At 50.9% G+C, this 21,838-nt stretch carries 24 protein-coding genes and 1 pseudogene; 22 read left to right on the top strand and 3 right to left on the bottom strand.

Annotated elements, in window-relative coordinates; genetic code table 11:
* Nucleotides 1-4: 4 nt before the first annotated feature.
* The 16 genes and pseudogenes from B5F35_RS03295 (at nt 5) to B5F35_RS03220 (ending at nt 11,253) form a co-directional block, all read left to right on the top strand.
* Nucleotides 5-604 carry a hypothetical protein gene (locus B5F35_RS03295; RefSeq protein WP_087238039.1) on the top strand — a complete coding sequence of 200 codons (600 nt, stop codon included), beginning with the start codon at nt 5-7 and terminating at the stop codon, nt 602-604.
* Nucleotides 605-606: 2 nt separating this feature from the next.
* Nucleotides 607-843: a hypothetical protein gene (locus B5F35_RS03290; protein WP_206424001.1), complete on the top strand. Its 237-nt coding sequence runs from the start codon at nt 607-609 to the stop codon at nt 841-843.
* A 25-nt stretch (nt 844-868) separates the two neighbouring features.
* Nucleotides 869-1,738: a riboflavin biosynthesis intermediates N-glycosidase gene (gene ybiA, locus B5F35_RS03285; RefSeq protein ID WP_087238036.1), complete on the top strand. Its 870-nt coding sequence runs from the start codon at nt 869-871 to the stop codon at nt 1,736-1,738.
* 54 nt (nt 1,739-1,792) lie between these two features.
* Nucleotides 1,793-2,236 carry an Imm51 family immunity protein gene (locus B5F35_RS03280; protein WP_087238034.1) on the top strand — a complete coding sequence of 148 codons (444 nt, stop codon included), beginning with the start codon at nt 1,793-1,795 and terminating at the stop codon, nt 2,234-2,236.
* Nucleotides 2,226-2,555, top strand: a complete 330-nt coding sequence (locus tag B5F35_RS03275) for a hypothetical protein (protein WP_206424000.1) — start codon at nt 2,226-2,228, stop codon at nt 2,553-2,555. Before B5F35_RS03280 ends, B5F35_RS03275 begins: the two co-directional genes overlap by 11 nt.
* An 18-nt stretch (nt 2,556-2,573) precedes the next feature.
* On the top strand, nt 2,574-2,870 hold the full coding sequence (locus tag B5F35_RS03270) for a DUF6881 domain-containing protein (RefSeq protein WP_087238032.1): 297 nt from the start codon (nt 2,574-2,576) through the stop codon (nt 2,868-2,870).
* Nucleotides 2,871-2,886: 16 nt separating this feature from the next.
* The gene (locus tag B5F35_RS03265) at nt 2,887-3,438 is read left to right on the top strand and encodes a hypothetical protein (RefSeq protein WP_242969380.1); all 552 of its coding nucleotides are present in this window, start codon (nt 2,887-2,889) and stop codon (nt 3,436-3,438) included.
* A 67-nt stretch (nt 3,439-3,505) separates the two neighbouring features.
* Nucleotides 3,506-3,787, top strand: a complete 282-nt coding sequence (locus B5F35_RS03260; protein ID WP_087238030.1) for a hypothetical protein — start codon at nt 3,506-3,508, stop codon at nt 3,785-3,787.
* Nucleotides 3,784-4,752, top strand: coding sequence for a hypothetical protein (locus tag B5F35_RS03255; protein ID WP_087238028.1), 969 nt, complete (start codon nt 3,784-3,786; stop codon nt 4,750-4,752). Before B5F35_RS03260 ends, B5F35_RS03255 begins: the two co-directional genes overlap by 4 nt.
* Nucleotides 4,753-4,768: 16 nt before the next feature.
* The gene (locus B5F35_RS03250) at nt 4,769-5,338 is read left to right on the top strand and encodes an RNA 2'-phosphotransferase (RefSeq protein WP_087238026.1); all 570 of its coding nucleotides are present in this window, start codon (nt 4,769-4,771) and stop codon (nt 5,336-5,338) included.
* Between the two features lie 126 nt (nt 5,339-5,464).
* The gene (locus B5F35_RS03245; RefSeq protein WP_087238024.1) at nt 5,465-6,313 is read left to right on the top strand and encodes a hypothetical protein; all 849 of its coding nucleotides are present in this window, start codon (nt 5,465-5,467) and stop codon (nt 6,311-6,313) included.
* Between the two features lie 25 nt (nt 6,314-6,338).
* Nucleotides 6,339-9,818 (top strand): suppressor of fused domain protein, encoded by a 3,480-nt coding sequence (locus B5F35_RS03240; protein WP_275532246.1) that lies wholly within the window; start codon nt 6,339-6,341, stop codon nt 9,816-9,818.
* Nucleotides 9,819-9,833: 15 nt separating this feature from the next.
* Nucleotides 9,834-9,977, top strand: a pseudogene (locus tag B5F35_RS03235) (CbrC family protein); the annotation flags it as partial.
* Between the two features lie 57 nt (nt 9,978-10,034).
* On the top strand, nt 10,035-10,451 hold the full coding sequence (locus B5F35_RS03230; protein ID WP_087238020.1) for a hypothetical protein: 417 nt from the start codon (nt 10,035-10,037) through the stop codon (nt 10,449-10,451).
* Nucleotides 10,452-10,500: 49 nt separating this feature from the next.
* Nucleotides 10,501-11,037: an SF0329 family protein gene (locus tag B5F35_RS03225; RefSeq protein ID WP_087238018.1), complete on the top strand. Its 537-nt coding sequence runs from the start codon at nt 10,501-10,503 to the stop codon at nt 11,035-11,037.
* Nucleotides 11,038-11,058: 21 nt separating this feature from the next.
* Entirely contained in the window at nt 11,059-11,253 is a 195-nt protein-coding gene (locus tag B5F35_RS03220; protein ID WP_242969379.1) for a hypothetical protein, read from the top strand.
* Nucleotides 11,254-11,527: 274 nt separating this feature from the next.
* Here B5F35_RS03220 and B5F35_RS03215 read toward each other — a convergent pair whose 3' ends face one another.
* Both B5F35_RS03215 and B5F35_RS18370 read right to left on the bottom strand, forming a co-directional pair.
* Nucleotides 11,528-12,265 carry a hypothetical protein gene (locus B5F35_RS03215; protein WP_087238016.1) on the bottom strand — a complete coding sequence of 246 codons (738 nt, stop codon included), beginning with the start codon at nt 12,263-12,265 and terminating at the stop codon, nt 11,528-11,530.
* Nucleotides 12,262-12,777, bottom strand: coding sequence for a hypothetical protein (locus tag B5F35_RS18370; RefSeq protein WP_140401131.1), 516 nt, complete (start codon nt 12,775-12,777; stop codon nt 12,262-12,264). Before B5F35_RS18370 ends, B5F35_RS03215 begins: the two co-directional genes overlap by 4 nt.
* Before the next feature lie 382 nt (nt 12,778-13,159).
* On the opposite strand from B5F35_RS18370, the gene B5F35_RS03205 reads away from it, so the two are divergent.
* The gene (locus B5F35_RS03205) at nt 13,160-13,981 is read left to right on the top strand and encodes a helix-turn-helix domain-containing protein (protein ID WP_087238014.1); all 822 of its coding nucleotides are present in this window, start codon (nt 13,160-13,162) and stop codon (nt 13,979-13,981) included.
* Nucleotides 13,982-14,282: 301 nt separating this feature from the next.
* Here the strand turns inward: B5F35_RS03205 and B5F35_RS03195 are convergent, their stop codons facing one another.
* On the bottom strand, nt 14,283-15,320 hold the full coding sequence (locus B5F35_RS03195; protein ID WP_087238012.1) for an aldo/keto reductase: 1,038 nt from the start codon (nt 15,318-15,320) through the stop codon (nt 14,283-14,285).
* A 307-nt stretch (nt 15,321-15,627) separates the two neighbouring features.
* On the opposite strand from B5F35_RS03195, the gene B5F35_RS03190 reads away from it, so the two are divergent.
* The 5 genes from B5F35_RS03190 (at nt 15,628) to B5F35_RS03165 (ending at nt 21,832) form a co-directional block, all read left to right on the top strand.
* Nucleotides 15,628-16,515 (top strand): LysR family transcriptional regulator, encoded by an 888-nt coding sequence (locus tag B5F35_RS03190; RefSeq protein ID WP_087238010.1) that lies wholly within the window; start codon nt 15,628-15,630, stop codon nt 16,513-16,515.
* A 379-nt stretch (nt 16,516-16,894) separates the two neighbouring features.
* Entirely contained in the window at nt 16,895-17,986 is a 1,092-nt protein-coding gene (locus B5F35_RS03185) for an NADP-dependent oxidoreductase (RefSeq protein WP_242969378.1), read from the top strand.
* A 987-nt stretch (nt 17,987-18,973) separates the two neighbouring features.
* Entirely contained in the window at nt 18,974-19,837 is an 864-nt protein-coding gene (locus B5F35_RS03175; protein WP_087238004.1) for a CbrC family protein, read from the top strand.
* A gap of 53 nt (nt 19,838-19,890) precedes the next feature.
* Nucleotides 19,891-21,489: an Imm5 family immunity protein gene (locus B5F35_RS03170; RefSeq protein ID WP_162611316.1), complete on the top strand. Its 1,599-nt coding sequence runs from the start codon at nt 19,891-19,893 to the stop codon at nt 21,487-21,489.
* Nucleotides 21,490-21,598: 109 nt separating this feature from the next.
* Nucleotides 21,599-21,832, top strand: coding sequence for a hypothetical protein (locus tag B5F35_RS03165; protein ID WP_087238000.1), 234 nt, complete (start codon nt 21,599-21,601; stop codon nt 21,830-21,832).
* Nucleotides 21,833-21,838 lie beyond the last annotated feature (6 nt).

The following is a 21,838-nucleotide window of genomic DNA, read 5'->3' as shown; positions in this document are numbered from 1 at the left end:
GCGCATGAGCCGAATTGTCGATAAACCCTATTTCACCCACAGTGCCTACAGCGCCTTCACCACTGGCATCCAGGTAAAATGCCCCAAATGCCATGGCACGGGTGTGGTGACAGCGGACGATGACAACGCCTATTTCCGCTGCTTGAGCTGCGGCCATCAGGAGACACGCGACCGGACGATCTACCGCTATGATGTCCATAACCAGTGCAAAAACTGCGGCAGGTACTATCGGGTGGATATTGAAGATGAGACAAAGCAGCATTTTTTCGTTCTCCATGTGGCCTGCCCCTATTGCGGGGCAACCACGCCGGGCGCGGTATATAAGACGGCGGAGGCTTTCTCCTGTGGCTCGGAGATTCGGGGTGGCCAGGATCCCTGGTTAGGCCTGGAACTGTGGTTTTTGACCTCATTCCAGGGTAAGCCGGTCTGGGCCCTCAACCGGGAGCACCTTGCCTATCTGATCGCCTATCTCAGCGCCGACCTGCGGGAAAAGCCATCGGGAAGCCAGAAAAAGACCCAGGCAGATCATCTCCCCACATTCATGAAAACCGCAAAGAACCGGGAACGGATCGTGAAGCTGCTGAAGAAACTACAGGAGGGATGAGGATGGATCAGAATGTCCTTTATCGCGGTCAGCGTCTTACCCTGACGCGGTTTTGGGCGACGGGAGAGCCTTGCCTGTGGATCACCGATCCAAAGCAGATCGGGATGCCTAAAATGGAATTTGTGGGAGGCCACCCGGACGAATACTGCATTTTCCTGAAAAATCTGACTGAAACAGAGCTGGCACAGATCACATCCCTGGACGGTGCTCCACTGGATGCAAAGAATGAATTGCGATAGTATCTAACAGGAAAGGGCAAAACCTATGGCACTACAAGATAAGAAAATCATGCCTCCCCCTTGGCTGGCCCACCGGGAGATCGAGCGATACTCCATTGGCTGGCGCATGGGCTATGGGGAGGATTACATAGACCGATTTGGCGATTGGCTGGACACCCTCTCCCCGGAGGAGCGGACGGAATACCGCACTCTCTTTCCCGAGCCGGTGACCTGGAAGGGCTGGTGGGATGACGAGGACAGCAGCGAGGTACTGGAGCATGGTGACTTCTTGGTGGATGCGTGGCAGCCGGAGGGCCGGCCAAAGTACACCCGCCAGTGGCTCCAGCAGGAGTTTGCCGCCGGGCGGAAGCGGGAGCTGTGCCTGTTCTGGGGCCATCAGCTATCCGAGGACGGCCAGCTGACAAAAAGCTGCCTCAGCCAGTGGTGGATGGAGGACTTCTATACGACGGCTGACTCCTACCTCTGCATGGAGCAGTATATGATGGCTGCCAAGGCCGAGCTGTTCGGCGACAAAGAGATCCGGGACCAGATTTTGAAATGCAGCGACCAAAAGCAGATCAAGGCCCTGGGCCGCAAGGTGCGGGGCTTTGAGCAGAAGGTATGGGACAAGTTCAAGTACGCCATTGTGCTGCTTGGCAACTGGCACAAATTCAGCCAGAACCGCGAACTGCGGGAGTTTCTCCTTTCCACCGGGGACAGCGTGCTGGTGGAGGCCAGCCCCTATGACAACATCTGGGGTATCCGCCTCGCGGCCAGCTCCCCGGAGGCCCAGGACCCCATGAAGTGGCGCGGACAAAACCTGCTGGGCTTTGCGCTGATGGAGGTGCGGGACGAGCTGCGCCGGGTGACACAGAATGAAATGCTTTGCGATTGGAGCATGGTATGGCAACAATGAAACTCTATGAACTGGTCAACTGGGCTGCTGATGTGCCGGAGAGCGAGGGATTACATGAAAGACTTTTCCCAATACGGAAACAGACCGGACGACCAGTGGGAAATGCTGCCCTGGATACCCAATCCGCGCCCGCCCTTCAAAATCTGGGTGAAGCCGGAGCAGATCTCGCCATTCTTCCTCATTCCCCACCACCCCTATGCAATCTCCCTCCTGCTAAAGATCAGCGACGGATTCCGGGCAGAAGAATTCTGCCGGCTGGGACTGACCGGCAGCAGCGGAGACTGGGAACGGCTGGTCCGGGGCGTGATCCGGGAGTTTGAGGAAAATAACAGCGGCGAGGATCTGTTTCACTTCGACTCCGACGAAGATGTGTTCTGCGTGTACTCCCAATACATCGACGATTTGATGCTACTGTCCAAAATGATCCGGGCGGCCTGTGACAATGAAAAAACGATGGGGACTTATCTGGGTATAGGTGAGGTGGAACATGAGAAATAAGGAGCAGGAGATGGCATGGCGAAAAGTAATGGAAGCCTGCATGGAGGATGTGAAACACCACTTCGATGACATCCAGCAGGCCATTGAGTTTGGCTACTACATCCAGCCGGACAACTACTTTGCGTCCTACATCTTTGCCACGGACTCGCAATTAGAGACGGCGCGGCAGAGCGGCCTGACGGAACAGATCAATTCCTATCACAGAGAGCAGCTGATAAAGCGTCATTACCCCATTGAGGGAATCAAGGACTGCACCTTTGCCTCACAGGAGGAATGTGACCGGGAATTTGGCGGGAATTGGTATTACTATTTCAAATGATACGATGAGGGGATCGAGATGATCGAGTACATCAAGCTCTTTTGGAAAGGCGCACCGGAGGGAGAACCAGCGGTCATCCTCTATGAAGTAGATACCGAAAATGAGCGGCTGGCCCATCGCTCCATCGACATTTTTGTAGATGGCCGCACCCACAACATTCCTGACCTTTACGACGGTGTCATCGAGATCACGCCGATCCCCACCGTGGAGGAATTGAACGCCCATGTATGGGGCGAGGAATTCCACGCCTGCATCATAGAGCAGGCGGAATTTGAGGCCATCTGGGAAAGCCGATTTTATAGCGGAGCGTTTTGAAAAGCGAGGAATGACAATGGTTGAAATCAATCGTGTCTGGCTCAATGTGGATACAGACACCAACAAAATCACACTATTCAGCCGTCCCCGTGTATCCATCCATGTGGATGAGTATATTTGGAGTTTGATCGAAGAACATATCGTGAAGCCCCATAAGCTCATGCGCAGCGAAAAGTATAGGTATCTGCTGAAAATTTCATTTGACCGATTTGATCCGGTGCGGCACCGGTATTATCCGCTTTCCCCGTACAATGGGCCGCTTTGGGAAGGCGTCAAGCCGGACAGCGCAAACGGATGGTATCCCCGTGAGGACTTTGCAGACTCTGAGGCACGCGCCACCTGGTTCTCTCCCGATAAAATCTGGACAAACTGCGGCAAAAAGGTTCTGGATATAAATATTGACGCTGCCAATGTAAGCGAGAGCATCACCCCCAGAGAATACGCAGACTTGCTGTTCGATGGGATTGGGGCAGCATTGGTGTTTAACTTCAAAAGGCTCAAGCGCGAGGAGCTTGATGGGCTGAAACCCAAGATCGACTGGAGCATGATAGAGAGTTTTCCCTTTTGAGAGTGAGGCCAAGTGGCAGTTTGCCGCTTATCTGCCAGAATGTCCGTGCAGCCAGGAAGTCAAAGACATGATCCTGGACTTCGCAAAGGACCCCAATGAATATGTGAGCCGGCGGGCACTTTTGGCGATGCCTGCTCTGCGTCCTGACTGTGTGGAACAGTTCGCTCCGCTGTTCTGGGAGCGGAACTGTTATTCCCTCGAATTACAGGAATACCAGCGGATCGCTGTTCTGGTCTCGCTGGACGCCATCCATTCCGACCTGCTTCCACAATACTTGGAGCAGGCCAAGCAGGATGGCCGGCGCTATCTGCTGGAACACGCAGAAAGGATCGAAGGAGGACTACTGTGAACGAAAATTTATTCCGCACCCAATTCGATCAACTGGAAAACACCGAGAAACAGGCGCTGATGGAAAGTCTGGCTGCTCGTTATGATATGGCTTTTCTCGGTCTACATACCTTTGACCGCTGGGGCCAGAGCAGCACCACTGGCATATTCAAGAAAGATGGCCGGGAGTTTGTCTTTGTTCCCGGTGATACCGTCACCCTGGGCTGGGAACAATTTGCCGTAGGGCTGAATCAGGAGAGCCGGGATGAATTGGAGTACCTGTTCCGGGAATGGGAGATGGAACAGGACCCGGAGGAGATGATCCGGGAAAGCATGGCTCCCGTTCGGCAGGCAGCCATTGGCCCTATGCTGGTGGGCCGGGAACTGGAGGAACTGTGCTGGGAGCTAGTCACAATGGACGATCCCAGATTGACCGCCTATCCTGACTGGCTGAAGCAGTTTCGGGATTTTGCCTGGAGCGACCTTGACAGCCTTACCATGCACAAGTCGGCCCGCATTGAGCGGACGGAAAAGGGCTTTCAGATCTGCATCTATAACCGCACAGACTACGATGAACTCCTTGCCGGGATGGAAAAGCAGGGGCTCTCGCTGCCTACAGCAGACGAGTGGGCCTATCTGTGCGGCGGCGGGTGCCGCACCCTGTTCCCCTGGGGGGATGGAATGGACTACTCCATACACCTGCATCACTTTGAAAGCCCGGAGGATGAGGACAAGCCCTTCGATATGGAGGAGCCCAACTTCTTCGGCCTGTCCATCGCCTATGACCCCTATATGCGGGAGGTCGTGCAAGCCGAGCAGTTTACCACCTGCGGCGGTGATGGCGGACGCAGCATCTGCGGCGGACTTGGAATTTTCCTCGGTTTCCTGCCCTGTTCGCCGCACTGCAAGCCGGAAGTGCAGGAGGACAAGGAACTGAACGGCGACTATGACTTCTACCGGCCTATCATCCGGGTGGAGGTAATTTGAGAATGCGGAGGGCACCATGAGAGAAACAACACCCGATCTCACAAGGATCAGCAAGTATATCAGCTTGATCCTTCGGCACAAGCCGGAGGTTATTGGGATCCAGTTGGATACCCACGGCTGGGCGGATGTCAATGCGCTGCTGGCGGGTATCAGCAGAAAATACCCCATCAACCGGGACATTCTGGAGGAAATCGTGCGGAGTGATGAAAAGCAGCGATATTCCTTCAGCGAGGACGGGACAAAAATCCGGGCCAACCAGGGCCACTCCGTCCAGGTGGATGTGGAACTCCCCGTGACTGAACCACCGGAGACGCTGTACCACGGAACGGCCCGGCGGTTTGCCGCCTCCATCGAGTCCCAGGGACTGCTCCCCCAGAGCCGCCTGTATGTTCATCTTTCACCGGATCAGGAAACAGCGGAGAAAGTTGGGTGCCGGCACGGAGAACCTGTGATCTATCGGGTGGATGCCGGACGGATGCACCGGGATGGATATCTCTTTTATTTGTCCGCCAATGGAGTCTGGCTGACAAAGGTAGTTCCTGCGACCTACCTGAAACGCTTGGAAGATGGATTGAAACAGCATTGACCTATCCCACCGTTATGGTTGTAGAAAGTAATTTGTAGCCGGAGGGTGAAAGAAAACCTGGGCACCCGGCTGTGGGGCCGGTGTGGAACCTACTGCTTACAGAAAAAAGCTGAAGGAGGCGTCAACATGGATGTCGTGAAACTTCCCAAGAAAGTCCGCATGGTCTGCTATGAGATCATGGATGGCAACGAAGGAGCCTTGGACACCCTGGAATCCTTTGCCGATAAATACCCCCATCAGGTAGCGGCGGTCAAGGCTGAGGTCGCCTATTTCAACCTGGACTATGAAAAGGCGCTGGCTTTGGATTTGGCCATCCTTCCCTGGCTGGAGGAGTGGTATTACAGCGATGTGAGCGATGAGCACATGATCGCCATGACGGTGGCGGCCATCCGGCTCCATCGAGAGCAGGAGCTGATGGAGGCGCTGACGAAGGAACAGGCGCGCATCCGGGCTGAGAACGGCCTCCCCCAGCGGGATCGGTTCTGTGACATCCTAATGGACTACCTCAAGCGGGGCGTGATGCCCTTTGCGGACAATGACAAGAACTACCCTTACCATGAACCGGAGGAGCCCCAGACGAAGGAGCAGCTCTGGGCGAAGCTGGTGGAACAGAATAAGAAGCTCTCGCCGGACGATCCCGATGCCAGGCGGAAGCTCTATCACCACTGTTGTATGTTCGGAACCGCCAGGGATGCCGTAGATCTCTTCGAGGAGATTCAGGACGTCCCCTTGGCTGACTCCTCCTATCGGGACGCAATCGCCCGCTATCTCTATCTGGGGGATCGGGAGAAGGCGCTCCAGACAGCGGAGCGGTTGGCAACATTGCGGCTGTGGGCGGTTGCCGGGCCGACACAGGTGCGTCCCATGTCCTTCTTTGAGGACCCGAACCTGCGGGAGTTTTTGCTGGAGCCGGAATCCCTCCGGCGCATCTGGGAAGCTGCCTTCATTGATGACGGGAGCTTAATCCGAAAGTAAATTGCTTTGGAATGGAGGATCTGCCATGAGCAAGGGTATTTTAGAGCAGTGCCAGAAGTGGCATGAGGAGGACAAACACCAGAAAATCGTTGACGCGCTGGAGGCCATCCCTGCCGAGGAGCGTACCCCGGAAATGGATATGGAGCTGGCGCGAGCCTACAACAATTTGGGGAATCCCGGAAGTTGGGAGGGCAGAAAGCTGCTGCGCAAAGCACTGGAGCTGATGCAATCCCACGAGGAGGAACTGGGAGATACTTATTCCTGGAATTTCCGCATGGGCTATTCCTATTTCTACCTGGATCAAGAGGGCCGCGCTCTGCGGTATTTTGAAAAAGCTCTGGAACTGCATCCCGGTGATGATCCGAAACTCAATACCCGACAGGACATTGAGGAACTGATCGACTCGTGCAAGAAGGGGATTTCCCTGCCGCAGTTCTCGGAGTGCTTCCGGGAGCGGACAGAGGACTGGTGGGAAACCTTTGCCGAGATGGAAGCAGAATTGCGCCAGATGATGGATGAGGACAAAGACCATACCCGCGGCGCAGAACTCGTGTCCCAAATGCAGGAAACGCTGAATCTGGTTTTTGATGAAATCTCTTTCGAGATGGGCTTCAATGGTGAAAAGCATGAGCTGATCCTCACCCCAGAGGGTGACAAGGTCAAACTGTTTGAGCTGGTCTACTTCCAGAAGCACGCCTCCAAGGAGGTGCTGGAGCACTGGAACATCCTTGTGGGCCGTCAGCCCATCCGAAACATCGAACTGCGCACCGAGGATGGATGGAATATCTCTGGGGATGATGTGAAGATCTGGTTGGAGGAGCAGGGCGAAAACAGCTTCACCATCTCCGCCTACTGCGAAAAGCTGCTGCCCATGCTCCGGGAGGCGGAAGGCCGTGTCTGGTGGATGCTCACCACCCTCACTGACCAAGTGCTGGGCGAGATTCCCCACATGTGGTACATTGATGACTTCAATGTACTGGAGGAGCCCAAGGCGGAGCAGTCCTTCCTCCTGTCCCAGCTGCCCGATATGCTGAAGGAAAAGGGAGCGAACCTCTCCACCGACCCGAAAGCCTATCTGGAGAGCTATCTTGGCTACAAAATGGAACCCAACAAGGACCCGCAAGCCGACTGGCGGATGGATGTGATGGTCGGCTCCACCAACTGTGTGCCCCTCATCAACGGCTATCTGAATGCCGACAATGACTTCATGGACGCACTTCATGCCGACGGCGCGGTGGCGGGCTTCTTCTGCTATCCTCTGGATATTCTGCGTGAGGAGGAAGGAACGGATAAGATCTTCGACTTCCGGGATAAACTGGAAGAAGCGTTCACCACCGGCGACGGCCCGGAGGTTCTCACCCTCACCGGCGGAGCCACCGGCCTTTTCTGCGGCTATGTGGACTTCATCGCTTGGGACATCCAGGCGGCGCTCCAGATGGCAAAGAAGTTCTTCGAGGACAGCGACATCCCCTGGGCCAGCTTCCACACCTTCCGTCGGGAAGCAGGCACCGTGAACCTGAAAACGCCGCCCGAGGAGGAACCGGACAATGAGGATACGCAGGATGAGGAAGAATTTAGTAATCCCGAAGTCTACATCGAGGAGGAAATGGAAGCAGTCGAGGGGCACATCCAGCAGTATTTCGGCAAGTTCGAGAATGTGTTCCATGAGCTTTCTTCCCCCGACATCCACGTGGACATCTGCGTTGTTCCGCCTTCGGAGAAACGGGACTACTATACCCTGGTCACCATGGGCATGGGCGCCCACCGGATGAATGTCCCGGAGGAACTGGCCGAATACAAGCTGGAGCGGGCGGAGCTGGCCATCGCGCTGCCGGGAAACTGGAAGCTGAAGCATGAGGATTTGAAGAATGAGCGGTGGTATTGGCCTATCCGCCTGCTGAAAACTCTGGCCCGCCTGCCCATTGCCAGCGATACCTGGCTGGGCTTCGGCCATACCATGGACAATGAGGAGGACTTTGCAAAGGGCACAAAGCTGTGTGCCGCCATTCTGACCGGCCCCCAGGGCGCCGAAGACGGCAGCGAGGTCTGTATCCTGCCGGGTGGCAAGGAGGTCAACTTCTATCAAGTGATCCCCCTCTACCGGGATGAATTGGAATATAAGCTGGCCCATGACGCGGACGCCCTGTTGGACAAAATGAATGGCATCAGCTTTGTGGTGGAGCCTGATCGTCAGGACGCCATCACCAGAGGAACGCTTGCAGATGAGGATTTCACCGGCTATATGGACGATGCCTCCTATCATATCGAGAGCATTGAGGAGAAGGAGCTGTCCATTGACCCCGTCAATGCCTACAACCACATGGCCATCTATCTGCGCTGGTGCATGGACCACGAGCTGATGAGTGATGAATTTATCGTGCGTTACAACGAGGAATATGAGTTGTTCATGAAGGATTTGAAGCGTGCTGATCTGCGCTCATTTATCCGTGATAAGCTTGGCGGAAAGCTTTTTGGGGCGCTGTTCAACAAGCAGGGAGCGGCCTTTGCGGGCTATTATTACGGAGAGGGTGACAGCCCTTACTATCCTGCTGATGTTGATGACCATGCCTTTCGTTTCTTCGGCCCGGAGCGGTATCACTCCGATAAGTTTCAGGATGAAGCCTATCTGTTCATCCCCTTTGACGAGGACTACTACCAGGCCATGGCAAAGGCGATCGAGGAACGCTTCACCAACTGGCAGGGACAGGACTTCGACGAGGACACGCTGGAACCCTCCGAACTGGCTGAGGCGTTGATGGAGTATCTGGACTGCAAATGCACCTATTTCCCCTCCATGAAGGACGATGACCCCATCATGGCAGCTTACGGTTATGCCAAGCGGGACAGCGCCCAGGAAGGCTTTGTGCCGGTGCTCATCAAGGCGGATGACGAAACGCTGCTGGAGTGTCTGGTGATGAACGCCGACCCAGGGAATGATGCGGACTTTTACGAATTTGACCTCAAAACCGTAACGGAGTACCGGAAGAAGATGCTTTCCACCCCCATCAAGGACGGAAAAGCGGTTATGGAGGGGTTGATCGGCCAGCGCAAGGAAGAAGCCGAGGATGATGATATGGACTGGGATGAGGAAGTCCTGGGCGAGATGGAGGGCGGATATGATAATGACCGTTTCTCCTGCTACTGGAATTCTGACAACGATATGACCTATCCCCTTATTCTGGCAAAAATTCCGGTGAAGAATCCCTGGGAGATCTTCGCCTATCTGCCCTTCGGAAATTGGAATGACTGCCCCGACACGCCAGAGTTAATGGCAGCGGCCAAATACTGGTTCGAGCAGTACGGCGCGGTGCCTGCCGCCATGAGCCACGATGAATTGGAATTCCTGCTCCCGGCCCCCGTTCCCAAGGAGAAGGCTATGGATGCAGCGGTGGAGCTGTATGGCTTCTGCCCCGATGTGATCGACCAAGGGCCCGAGGACGCCACCGTAGGTGCTCTGGCTGATGTGCTGCGGCAGTCCACTGTCTGGTACTTCTGGTGGGATTAACGGGAGAGTGTGACCATGAACGAATACCTGAAGCAATATATTGAACTTCAAAAGCAGTTTTGTGAGACAGAAGGAGATCCGGACAGTGTGCGCGCTCTCTATGCCTTCAAGGAGAAACTGGAGCAGTCGGAAGACAAACAGGCCAAGGAAGTGCTGCTGGGGCTCATACAAAAATTCCAGCTCTGTCCAGAATAAATTAAGAAAGGAGCAAACATTGTGAGCTATGATTTAATGGTATTTGAAAAATCCAAAGCACCTGCTGTAAGAAAAGAATTTATGGTATGGTATGAAAAACAAACGGAATGGAGCGAGGAGCATGATTATCAAACAATCAGCGTAGCCTCACCGTCCCTGAAAAATTGGTTCATGGAAATGATTGAAAAGTTTCCGCCTATGAATGGCAAGTATACACCAAACCTTGATCCCTTTGACGAATCCGAGGCGGAAGATCTGGAGCGTCATTCAGTTGATTACTCCATTGGTCGCGATATGATCTATGCCGCGTTCTCATGGTCAGTGGCGGAGGAGGCGTATGAACAGATGCGTAGCTTAGCGCAAAAGCATGGAGTCGGCTTTTTTGATGTGAGTGGAGAAAAGAGTGAAATTATCTTACCGGATGGTACGATGATATAACTTCAACCCCAGGTAATGACTCAGTGGACGCAGAAAGGAGGCGATCCCTATGTCAAACAGCCGAGTATCCACTTGGAGCGGAATCCGGAACAAGTTAGAGAATGACTACCTGTGCCCGGCGCTCCGGGGCCACATCCAGTATTTTGCTGCCAGCTACCGGGAAAGCCATGACCAAACAGGCCGGGCGGCCATTCGGCTGGACGGCGTGGAGGTACTGCGAAGCAACTACTATGCCTATGAGCAGAATTACTGGAACAGATATCAGGCCCTGCGGCGGGAGGGCGTCGGAGAGGACGACCCAAAGGCCCCCTTCCGGCTGGCCCATGAAGGGACGCTGAGCGATGGCTGTTTTGACAACGGTTTTTTCTATGAGGCGTTTCACGAATTTGACAACCAGAGTATAGAGAAAAGCCTTGTCAGCGAGAATCCCCTTGTCCGTATCTTTGCCCTTCTGGACCGCAGGCTGGGAAAGCGCCGCCTGCTGGCTTTGGAGAAATCCATGGAGCAGGAGCTGGAGTGGGTGCGGGTCTTCTATGTAATCCGGATGCAGGCTGAAGGGATGAAGGGGAATAAAAAAGGGATATAGTGCGGGGAGGAATCTTGTCAGATGCCTTTTACAGAAGAGCTGAAGGAAGAATCGGGTGAGCCAGACAAGGAAAAGGTCTATTATACCATTGACACCATCTACGTTGCGGTCTTGGATTATTGCCAAATCAGGTTTCAATATTACGAATACACGCTGGCCCCCCTATGCGCTAGAATGGAAAAACGATCATTATTACCTGATTGGCAACTCTCATAAACACCAGCGGATGGCGCATTTTCGAATTGATCACCTTATGTTCGCTTCATCGGAGGTGTTTCCGGAGCTGCAGATTGTTTTGCTGGATCAATTTAATCATGTGGTAAAGGCCTGTGAGCAGCGTTCCGTAAATTATGTGATAAAGTGCGGTGGATGTGTTGTGTCGTGTTCGGGAGAGCACAGGTCAGGGGGATAGTCCGCATCTTGCAGCCGCAGAAGCTCCTGATCGCAGTTGACCGGTGCGGTCTCCATGTAGCCGGTGTAATATTGTAAATCACTTGATATCCTGATGCTTCAAAATTCCAAAACCAACAGCAATAGATAAAATAAGATAACCACTTAACACAACGAAGCACAGTAAAAATGATGATAAATCATTTGACGCCGCATGAATCGATGGCATATGTGCAGAGATTTTGAAAAAATCAAGTTCCATGTTTATTTTCAAAAGACGAAATACCATCTCCAGAATTTGTGGGATATTTGGAATCACAAGCCCGAATATAACGCCTGTAATTGCATTTTTGGTGAGAATCGTCATCGTCATTGCAAAACTGATGTGTGTCATCACAAAAAGAACGCGTGCCACTATAGAAAGAGTGTAGTAAGCGGGATAAAGAACTGTTCCTATGCCAAATCTGCTGTATGCGAAAACGCCCATAACGATGCCGCTAATCAGCATGACCAGCAGATATGCAGCGGATATTGTAAAAACGATGGAGAGGTAGTATTTTTTCTTTTCGATACCGCGTCCTATGATCGTTTTCATTGCGCCGGAACGATATGCTTCCGCAACCATATTCGCTGTGAGCAGCATAAAGGCATAGAGAATAAAATCGCCGCCCAAAAGTGTATCCATAAAACTGCTCACACCCATAACAGGGCTTGATTCCGATCCTGAAGAAAAAGACCGGATTGATATAATCAGAAAAATAACGCTGAGAGCAAGGCATCCGAAAAAGAAATGGTCTTTTTTAAGCTGATAAATATTTCCACGAATGAGATTTTTCATACCGCTTGCCCTCCAGAAAGTTTTTCTACAAAAAATTTCTCAATGTCTTCCTCGTTTGTTCCCAAACCACACACACGCACTTTGTTTTCCACCAAAAATTGATTAATGTCCGCCGGATTGATTTTCTCATGCAAACGCAGGCTTTGATTGGAAACAACTTCACATTGGACGTCCGGATAACGGGAGCCAATGAGCTTTTTTGCATCTTGCAGGTATTCGGGCTCAACTGTAATCTGGACGCCGCTGCTGCATGCACGTTCCAGTGTTTCTTTGCTGAACTCATCAATCAAACGTCCACCATCAATAATAGCGTAATCCGTCGCCAGTTTATATAATTCGCTCAGAATATGGCTGGCAATTAAGATGGTGGTGCCGTTTTCACGGTTTAATACCTTCAGCATTTTACGCATCTCATAGACGCCTTCGGGGTCGAGGCCATTGATCGGCTCATCGAGAATGAGAAAATCGGGATTTCCCAGCAGTGAAATTGCAATTCCCAGTCGCTGCTTCATCCCCAGTGAAAATGCTCATGTGCGGTAAAGAAGCAACCCAAAATAAGACAAGAACAGCCATCTAACCACTATTCCGTCAACTGAGTATAGATAGCAGAACAGGCAGTAGCAGTTAAGGGGAAAACGAATGGTACATACGCACCGCCCTACGGCAGTTACCGCCTGTTCTTTTGTAGCAAGCAAGGGAGAAACAGAATAAAATGCTGTTTTATTCGCCCGTTATGGGGCGAAATGATAGAAGTGTTTATATCTTTGTGCTAAAATAATACGGATACTGATAAAAATGCTTTCCAACCAATAGTTGAATCCCTATAATCCAACCGTCGGTTCGTGTAAAAATAATGCAATTAGGTATATCGTTAAGCTGAAAGGAGAAAACATGATGAATCAAACAGAAATTGGAGAATTTATTGCCAAATGTCGTAAAGAGAAAAAACTAACTCAAGCGCAGTTGGCAGAAAGGTTAAACATTACAGATAGAGCAGTATCTAAATGGGAAACAGGAAAAAGTATGCCGGACTCATCTATAATGTTGGAACTTTGTGAAATATTGGGAATCACAGTGAACGATTTGCTAAGCGGGGAGAAAATTAGCATGGAAAGTTATGAAAAAAAAGCAGATGAAAATTTGATTGCCTTAAAAAGAAAAGATGAAAACAACATGACAAAGAATGCAGTTATTTCACTCTTGTTTTCAGCAACACTTTTGATAGGAATTATGGTATGTCTGATTTGTAATATTGCAATATCTGGGAATTTGACGTGGTCACTCATTCCGATTAGTTCCATTGTTTTTGTATGGGTTGTATCTTTTCCGAGTATCATATTGGGGAAAAAGGGAATACTTATAAGTTTAATATCATTAAGTGCTTTTGTTATTCCTTATTTATTTTTGCTGAGTAGGTTAATAAAAGTAAAAGAAGTGTTTTCAGTTGGTGTAATTATGGCAGTGGCTTCAATCCTTTTCTTGTGGGTAATAGCTGCGATTTGGAATCGTGTTGGAAAAACAAGAAAATTGATTGCGTTAGGGATGATTTTTTTATTGGCTATCCCATTTATGGTTATCATCAATGTAATTTTATCAAGAATGATAGTTGAGCCTGTCCTTGATATATGGGATATGTTGTCTATCTTCATTTTGTTGATATTAGCATTTATTTTTTTTATTTGTGACTATGCTAAGAAAAAGGGATTGATGAAATAAATAGATAGCAAAGCCAGTCGAGCCAGTCAACGACAAGATGAACGTCGCTCCGCGCCGTCGTTGACAGCCCCGTCTGCCTTTGCTGATGGGTAATCAAGGAGCGACAGCCTAAAGTGCTGCCGCCCCTGTTTATCATAAAAAGCAACTATCAATCAACCACAGCCCTTTGTGGAGGAAAGGGGGCATTTCTATGACTTGCACAGAAGAATACAAGGAGCATATCGAATACACGTTCCACGCTTTTTGTAAAGTCGTTATCCGTAACGCCAAGTACAACGCCTTACCAGATACACCGTCATATTCAGATGATCGGATTACCGATGGACCAGACATGCTGCTTTTTTGCTGCCGCAATCGTGTTCTGAGCCATAACACCCACCAGCGGATGGGGGGTGTAGAGTTCCTCCAGATAGGCGCATTCCTCCACCGTCAGGTTGAGATTCACCGCCTTGGCAGCCCCCTCGATGTGGTACAGTTTCGTAGCCCCAACCACTGGAGCGGTGACCTTGGTCAGCAGCCAGGCCAGGGAGATCTCCGTCATGGATACACCATGGCGATCTGCCAGCTCTGCCACCCGAGCCAGGATAGGAGCGTCCTGATCGTGTGCCGCGCCGTACTTGAGCTGAGCATAACTGTCCTCCTGAAGCCGTTTGGAGGTCTCACCGGGATGCTTGGACAGTCGTCCACCGGCCAGAGCACTGTAAGGGGTCATGGCAATGTTTTCCTCTCGGCAGAAGGGGGCCATCTCCCGTTCCTCCTCCCGGAAAATCAAGTTGTAGTGCCCTTGGACGGAGACGAATTTGGCAAAGCCCTCTTGCTCGGCCAGATCGTTTGCCTTGCAGAGCTGCCAGGCGAAGCAGTTGGAGATGCCGATATACCGAGCCTTGCCTGCCTTTACAGCGTTGTTTAGTCCCTCCATGATGTCATAAAGGGGCGTCTGGTGATCCCACATATGATAGATGTACAGGTCTACATAGTCCATCCTCAGGTTCTGCAGGCTCTTATCCAGCATCCGATGGATATGCTCCTGGCCGCTGATGCCCTCTGTGATCTCCTCGTTGGTACGGGGAAGAAACTTGGTGGTTACCACCACCTCGTCCCGTTTGGCAAAATCCCGAAGGGCTCGGCCCACATACTGCTCACTGGTTCCACTTTGGTAGCTAATGGCTGTATCAAAGAAATTGACGCCCAGCTCCAGACCGCGCCGGATGATCTTCCGGGAGTGCGTCTCGTCAATAGTCCAGGAGTGCTGACCGTTTTGGGAGTCGCCAAACCCCATGCAGCCCATGCAGATACGGGAGACATTCAAATCAGATTTACCGAGTTTTATGTATTTCATATCAATTCACCTCAGAGTTTCAATCCAGCTCCCTATGCCGTCCGATCTTTTTCTCGCAAGAAGCCCGTCGAACAGCCGGCCGTCCAGAATTTTGCCATCAGGAGTGCTTGTTCATCCAGTTGAGATCAGGGTGGCAGGAAAATAAGCAGCCAATGCGTTCATCAATGAACTCTCCTTTGCTCTCATTGTAAATCCAGTATTTAAAAATGTAAAATGCTCATTTTCTATTTGGAAATATTCTTGCAAAGCATTTTTACGTTGCCGGATGAAGATGGATATGATACGATGAGATAAAGGAGGCAGAACCATGGAACTTCGGGTTTTGAAATACTTTCTGGCGGTGGCCCGGGAGGAGAACATCACCAGAGCGGCGACCCTGCTCCACCTGACTCAACCCACTCTCTCCCGACAACTGATGCAGCTGGAGGAGGAATTGGGAGTGCAGCTCTTTCACCGCAGTCGGTATCATATTGTTTTGACCGACGAGGGGATGCTGCTGCAGCGACGGGCTCAGGAACTGGTGGATCTTGCGGAAAAGACAGCCCGCGAATTCCAAAAGGATCCCGAACTGCGAGGGGAAATTTCCATTGGAAGCGGGGACCTGGAGGGAATGTATGTTTTGGCGGAGCTGCTGGCCTCGTTCCAGAAGCTTCACCCACAAGTGACCTATCAAATCTACAGCGGAAATGCCGACCACACCAAGGAGCGCATTGAAGGCGGGACTCTGGACCTGGGGCTTTTGCTGGAACCCGTGGATATCAGCAAATATGATTTCATTCGGATGCCGGTGAAAGAACAGTGGGGCGTGCTGGTCCATGAGGACACCCCACTGGCCCGAAAGGAAGCGGTAACGCCGGAGGATCTGGCTGGAATCCCCTTGATCCTCACCCAGCGGGGGTTGATCCAGCAGGAGATGGAGCGCTGGTTCGGCTCCTATGCCCAGCAGCTCCAGGTAAACGCCACAGGAAATCTGCCCTACAACATGGCTCTGTTGGCTGGCGCCCACATCGGAGTTTATCTTACTTTGAAGCTTCACTGCACCTATGAAGGGCTGCGTTTTATCCCCCTCTATCCTCCGTTGGAGTCCAGTACTGTGCTTGCCTGGAAAAAAACCGAAACCTTCCCTGCGATAGTGACGGCACTGCTGGAGCATATTAAAAAATACCTTATGACTATTTCTGGTAATCCTAAATAAGTATTAGGCATAGATTGAAAATCGCCTTAGAATGGAGCAAAAAGCAGCTGGCTTTCCCATATCACAGTGGAGGTTCCCAGGACAAACACCTCCAACGAGTGGCTGAAAGCGGTTACAGCGGAAGATAATACATATCTGGGTTGACAGGAAGACAGTTTGCGGTTTTGGTCAAAGTTCAGAATATGCTGACAATATGCTATACTACAGCCATATTCTGGATGAAAGTATTTAAGCTTAAAAAGATGGCTGAGATCAATAAAAAATAAAGCGAAGCAAGCGCCTCCAGAGGCAGCATCTTACGATGTGTTTCTGGAGGCGCTCTGAATTTGTTGTAACTATTGACTTTACATTATATGGATGTTACACTCTTATAGATGTAATGTCATTTGTTACATCGATGTTTTTAATGGTTCTTTTGATAAAAAGAAAGAGATTCCATAAGACAAATCCATTCAGAAAGAGGTCTTGTATGAAAACAGTTCAAATTAACGGGTATTCAAAACAGATCCATACAGTTCTGTGTGATATCCCATTGCCCCAAATTTCCGATTCCGAGGTGCTGATTCAGGTAAAGGCGGCAGCGGTCAATCCTTTGGAGATACTGATTCTGACAGGCAGTGTAAAATTGATTCAGGATTACTCTATGCCCCTGATATTGGGCAATGAATGTTCCGGCATTGTAGAGGAGGTAGGCAGCAAAGTCACAGGTTTTCAGAAAGGAGATCTGGTTTATACCCGCCTTCCTTTGGGAAAAATCGGTGCCTTTGCGGAATATGTGGCGGTGGATCAAAACGCAATTGCCAAAATGCCGCAAGGCTATGAATTTAACGTTGCTGCCGCGATCCCGCTGACCGGACTGACGGCCTATCAGGCCATAGTAGAAGAGTTGGAAGCAAAGCCGGGAGAAACTCTGCTGATCCCCGGTGGTTCAGGCAGCTTTGGTCAGATGGCAGTTCCTATTGCAAAAGCGTTAGGCCTGCATGTCATCGTGACCGGCAATGCACGGGCAAAAAAGCAGTTCCTTTCCATGGGCGTTGATCAGTACATGGACTATAAGCAGGAAAATTATTGGGAGCAGTTATCTGATGTTGACCATGTCATTGACACCTTGGGGGCTTCCGAATTTGAACATGAATTGGCGGTTCTGAAACAAGGCGGGCGGCTGGTGAGTCTGCGAACAGGCCCTAACAAAGCCTTTGCAGTAAAACATCATGTTTCCGGTCTCAAAAAGCTGCTGTTCACTATGGCCGGAAACAAATACGACAAATTCGCCGGAAAACAGGGAAAAGAATACCGGTTCCTGTTTGTCCGCTCCAACGGGGCACAGCTGAAAAAGATCACAGAGATCGTGGAGCAGCAACAGATCAGGCCTGCCATTGATTCTCGTATTTTCTCGCTCTCAGAGGCCGACGAAGCGCTGCAGCTTGTGTCCAAAGGGCCGATCGATGGGAAAGTAATCATTCAAATGTGAGAGGAAATCGAGCAAATAAAGTTGTCAAGTCCTCAAAACACCTTATATCTGGGTGTTTCCAGCTTCTCCCTGAAAATAAAGCTGTTATATGGGTTATAACGGGTCATGTTTTCCAGTATCATTTACACTTCATAAAAAGATTGAATCAGTTCTGTTATATCCACAGCGGGGGCATCTACAAATAAAGCGTATTCTAAATAACCATTAACCCATGTTGCAGTGATACTGTCATTGTTGTTGAAGATGTAATGAGTAATTCCATTATACTCATATTGCTTTACAGCACGGGCATCTTTTTCATAGACAGACTCAATTTCACCAGAGTATTGCGTTACATTAAATCCAATAAAATCGGACTCATCTAATAAATAATACTAAACCTTACACAGTTTGTTTCGGGATCAATTACCATACAAGGTTCTTCCGGTTTAAAATCGAGTGGAATTTTAGGATAACACAGGGGTAATCTGCGCTTTTCCAATTCTTTCCTTCTGTTTTAAGCGCAGAGTTCTCTGAGTTCTCACTTGGAAGATCACCAAAGCTGAATGCGCTCTGACTCCAATGCGCTATTGCTCTCAATGCGTCAGGATACGCATCAATCACGGCAGGATCATAGTTATCCTCCGCCATAATAGACAGCGCATATGCGGAAGAGTATAAAATAGCTCAGTAAAATACAAAAATTAGTCGCCAAATAAACAAAAAATATGATATAATGAAACGCAAAGATCGCTATGCCAGATCGACATTTTGTGGATGAAGGAGTCTGTTGATGGGATCGGCACCAGAACAGCCGCAGGCTGTTTCTTTTCAATATGAGAAAATGATTTTGTTTGCAGAGGAAACCGCACCGGCAAATGGATGGGGTTCTTTCCCTGCGGCTTTTTCGCGCCCTGCGCCAGCCTGTCCAAGCGGCAGGGTGCCGCAGGGCGTTTTTCTATGGGGCGCCGTCCGGTATCTGGTGGAATTGATTAGGGGAGTGTATCAATGAACGAGTACTTAGAGCAATATATCGAGCTTCAAAAGCAATTTCAAGAGACAAAAGGAAATCCGAACAGTGTCCGCGCTCTCTACGCTTTCAAGGAGAAACTGGAGCAGTCCGAGGACAAGCAGGCCAAAGAAGTGCTGGTGAGTGTGTATGATCTGCTGGACTTTAAGAAAGACGCTTACGAACTGCTTTGCCGGATCGGAAATCGCTCCGATAAAAAAACTCTCAAACGGTTGGGTACACTGAGGGAATATGCAGAAAAATGGGGCAACCACTATGCCCTCCTCAAGCCCAAAACGCCGGAGGAAAAGCAGAGAGAGAAGGAGCGGCAGGCTCAGATGGGCCTGCCCGCCTTCCGGTATCACCCGGACCCGTTGGAGACAAGAGCCTTTGAGGAGTCCGAGGAGGACGTTGTCTGCGACTGCTGCGGCAAAACCACCCGCATCTACTACAGGAGCCCTTTCTACTCTGTGAAGGAGATCGCGTATTTGTGTCCGGCATGCATTGCCAGCGGAAAAGCTGCCCTAAAATTTGATGGCGAATTTCAGGATGAATATTCTGTCGATGATGGTGTGGATGATCCCGACAAGCTCGACGAGCTGATTCACCGCACGCCCGGTTACCACGGCTGGCAGCAGGAATACTGGCGCGCTCACTGCGGTGACTATTGCGCCTTTTTGGGCTATGTGGGTGCCAGAGAACTGCGGGCTCTGGGTGTGTTGGAAGAGGTGATCGACGATCCTGCATGGGACGATGAACAGAAAGAAATGATCCAGGAATCCGTCAATGGCGGGCATCTGCAATGCTATCTGTTCCAGTGCCTCCACTGCGGAAAGCACTTGGTGTGGATGGATTTGGATTGAAGAATTTCCTATGACTGTGCGGCTATATGCCGCTGTATGAGGAGAGAAAGAACATGCACGCAGTTATGGAGCAAGCCCAAAAGGAGCTTGCACAGACAGGCCGTTTATCTGTCTCCACAAGGCAGCAGCTTTGGCTGGCCTTGGGCCCGGCGGAGGTGACGGATCGGGACCCTTGCCCGCTTACCGAGGCGGTTCAAAAGCGGGCTCAGCTGGCTCTGGCCTGCGGGAAAAAGGTCTCCAGGGTTTGGGCGGCCTATGACGCGCAGGATAAGAGGCCCCAGACTCTGCTGCGGCAAACCAGCGCTTATTTGCAGGGCAAATGTACGGCGGAGAAGCTGGATCGGCTGCTGAAGGACACCAACTTTATGCCTTTGATGGATGAGGAGCGGTACAGCAGCGCTCCTCTGGCTGCCTTAGCCGCATACTGGGGGGCGGTGGCCGCCCTCTATGATGAGCCCTTGCTGGATTCCGCCAGACTCGGCTGTAAGGAGGAGCAGCTGGATTTCTACGACTGGGATGCTGCCTGGTGTGCTGCCCTGGCCTGGGCAGGCAGGGACGAGAATGCCGGAACAGGAAAACAGCGGGTGGAAGAGATGAAATTTTGGGCCTGGTACCTGGAACAGGCAGCGGAGCTGATGGGGGAGGAGAACTACTGCTTCCCCAAAAAGGAAATCAAAAAATTCCAGGAACAGCAGGATCCGCCCGTCCCGGTGCCGGAACAGGCGGATTTGGAACATTTTGTTCAGTTTATGGGGCTGGGAGATCTGCAATACTGCGTCCGTCAGGAATCGGATCAGGGATATGTGATTCAAACCATTCAGCGGTCGATGGAAGCGGTGTGCCCTGTGTGCGGCGTACATATTACCCAGCCGAAATTCTGGTATGGCGTCAACTGTTTGGATGATGCGTTTCCTAAAAACGGCCCACCCATCCACCTTTTGAAGACAGTGCCTATGCTGCACTGTCCCAAGCATCAGGATGCGCTGTGCCGGAACATCGACGGAGAGTCCATCAATCCCAAAGCTGCCTGGAAGCGTTATCTGTCTGTTCCAGGGCGTGCGGAGGAATTTCTGGCTGAGCTGGAACGCAGGACAGTCAATGCTTTCCAAATAGGGAATGCCTTTATTAGTTTGAATCAGTATACGGCCTTTCACCATAACCTTCCCATCCCGGAGGAAATAAAGGGAATCCGGTGGATGGACCGAGAGATGGAGGAGATGGAGATCGACCTGACGGCCTTTGGTCCCCATGTCTATTTCAACGGCGTGACACTGGAGGAATTTTGCCGCTGCTACTCAGATAAAGTGCAAATGGAGAAGGATGGTGTTCTCCTGATTACCATGGAACGCCATTGGATTCGCTGCGAATTGGATGAAAATGGCGCCTTGGTTCGTGTGATCATCCGGTCACGGTTCTGCATCCGATTTGACAAGCGTGCGGAAAAGATGATTAAAATCGCTTTTTTGACGGAAGACCAGAGCCGGATCCTGAGCGAGATCCTGCATCTCCCCACTCAGGAGGCGCTGCGTCTGCCCTGGGAGGAACTGTGCAGCCGGCTTTCGGGGCTGACCCGGCCCCAGGCTCTGGCTATATGGAAAGATCTGCAAAGCCACAAAATTTTCTGTGATATTCTGCCCAACCCGTTGGGATAAGGAAAAATGGGAGAAGACAGGAAACCTCCCGCCGAAGGGTTCGCACATTTGCGAGTCCAAAAGACTTCTGCATATGGATCTGCGGGGATAAAGAGAGGAGAAAATCGAAATGGACAAGCGAACTGTAATTTCCTTTTTCAGGGATAATTGGCGTTTTATTGCGGCGGTCTTGGGTGTGGTGCTTATGACAGGAATTCTTCTTAACTGGAGGTCGATCTATAAGCCATCGGATCAGCCCGATTCGCGCCGCCGCGCCAAGGTTTGCCGGCAGATAACCTTTTTGATGCTGGGAATTGTGCTGCTCATTTTGGGGTTGTGGATTTTAGTAATGATACTGAAGTGAACCTGA

It is taken from the genome of Anaeromassilibacillus sp. An200 (genome assembly GCF_002160025.1).
GTDB classification, from domain to species: Bacteria; Bacillota; Clostridia; order Oscillospirales; family Acutalibacteraceae; genus Caccousia; species Caccousia stercoris.
Note: the sequence above shows the minus strand (reverse complement) of the source record. Positions and strands in the feature narration are given on the sequence as shown.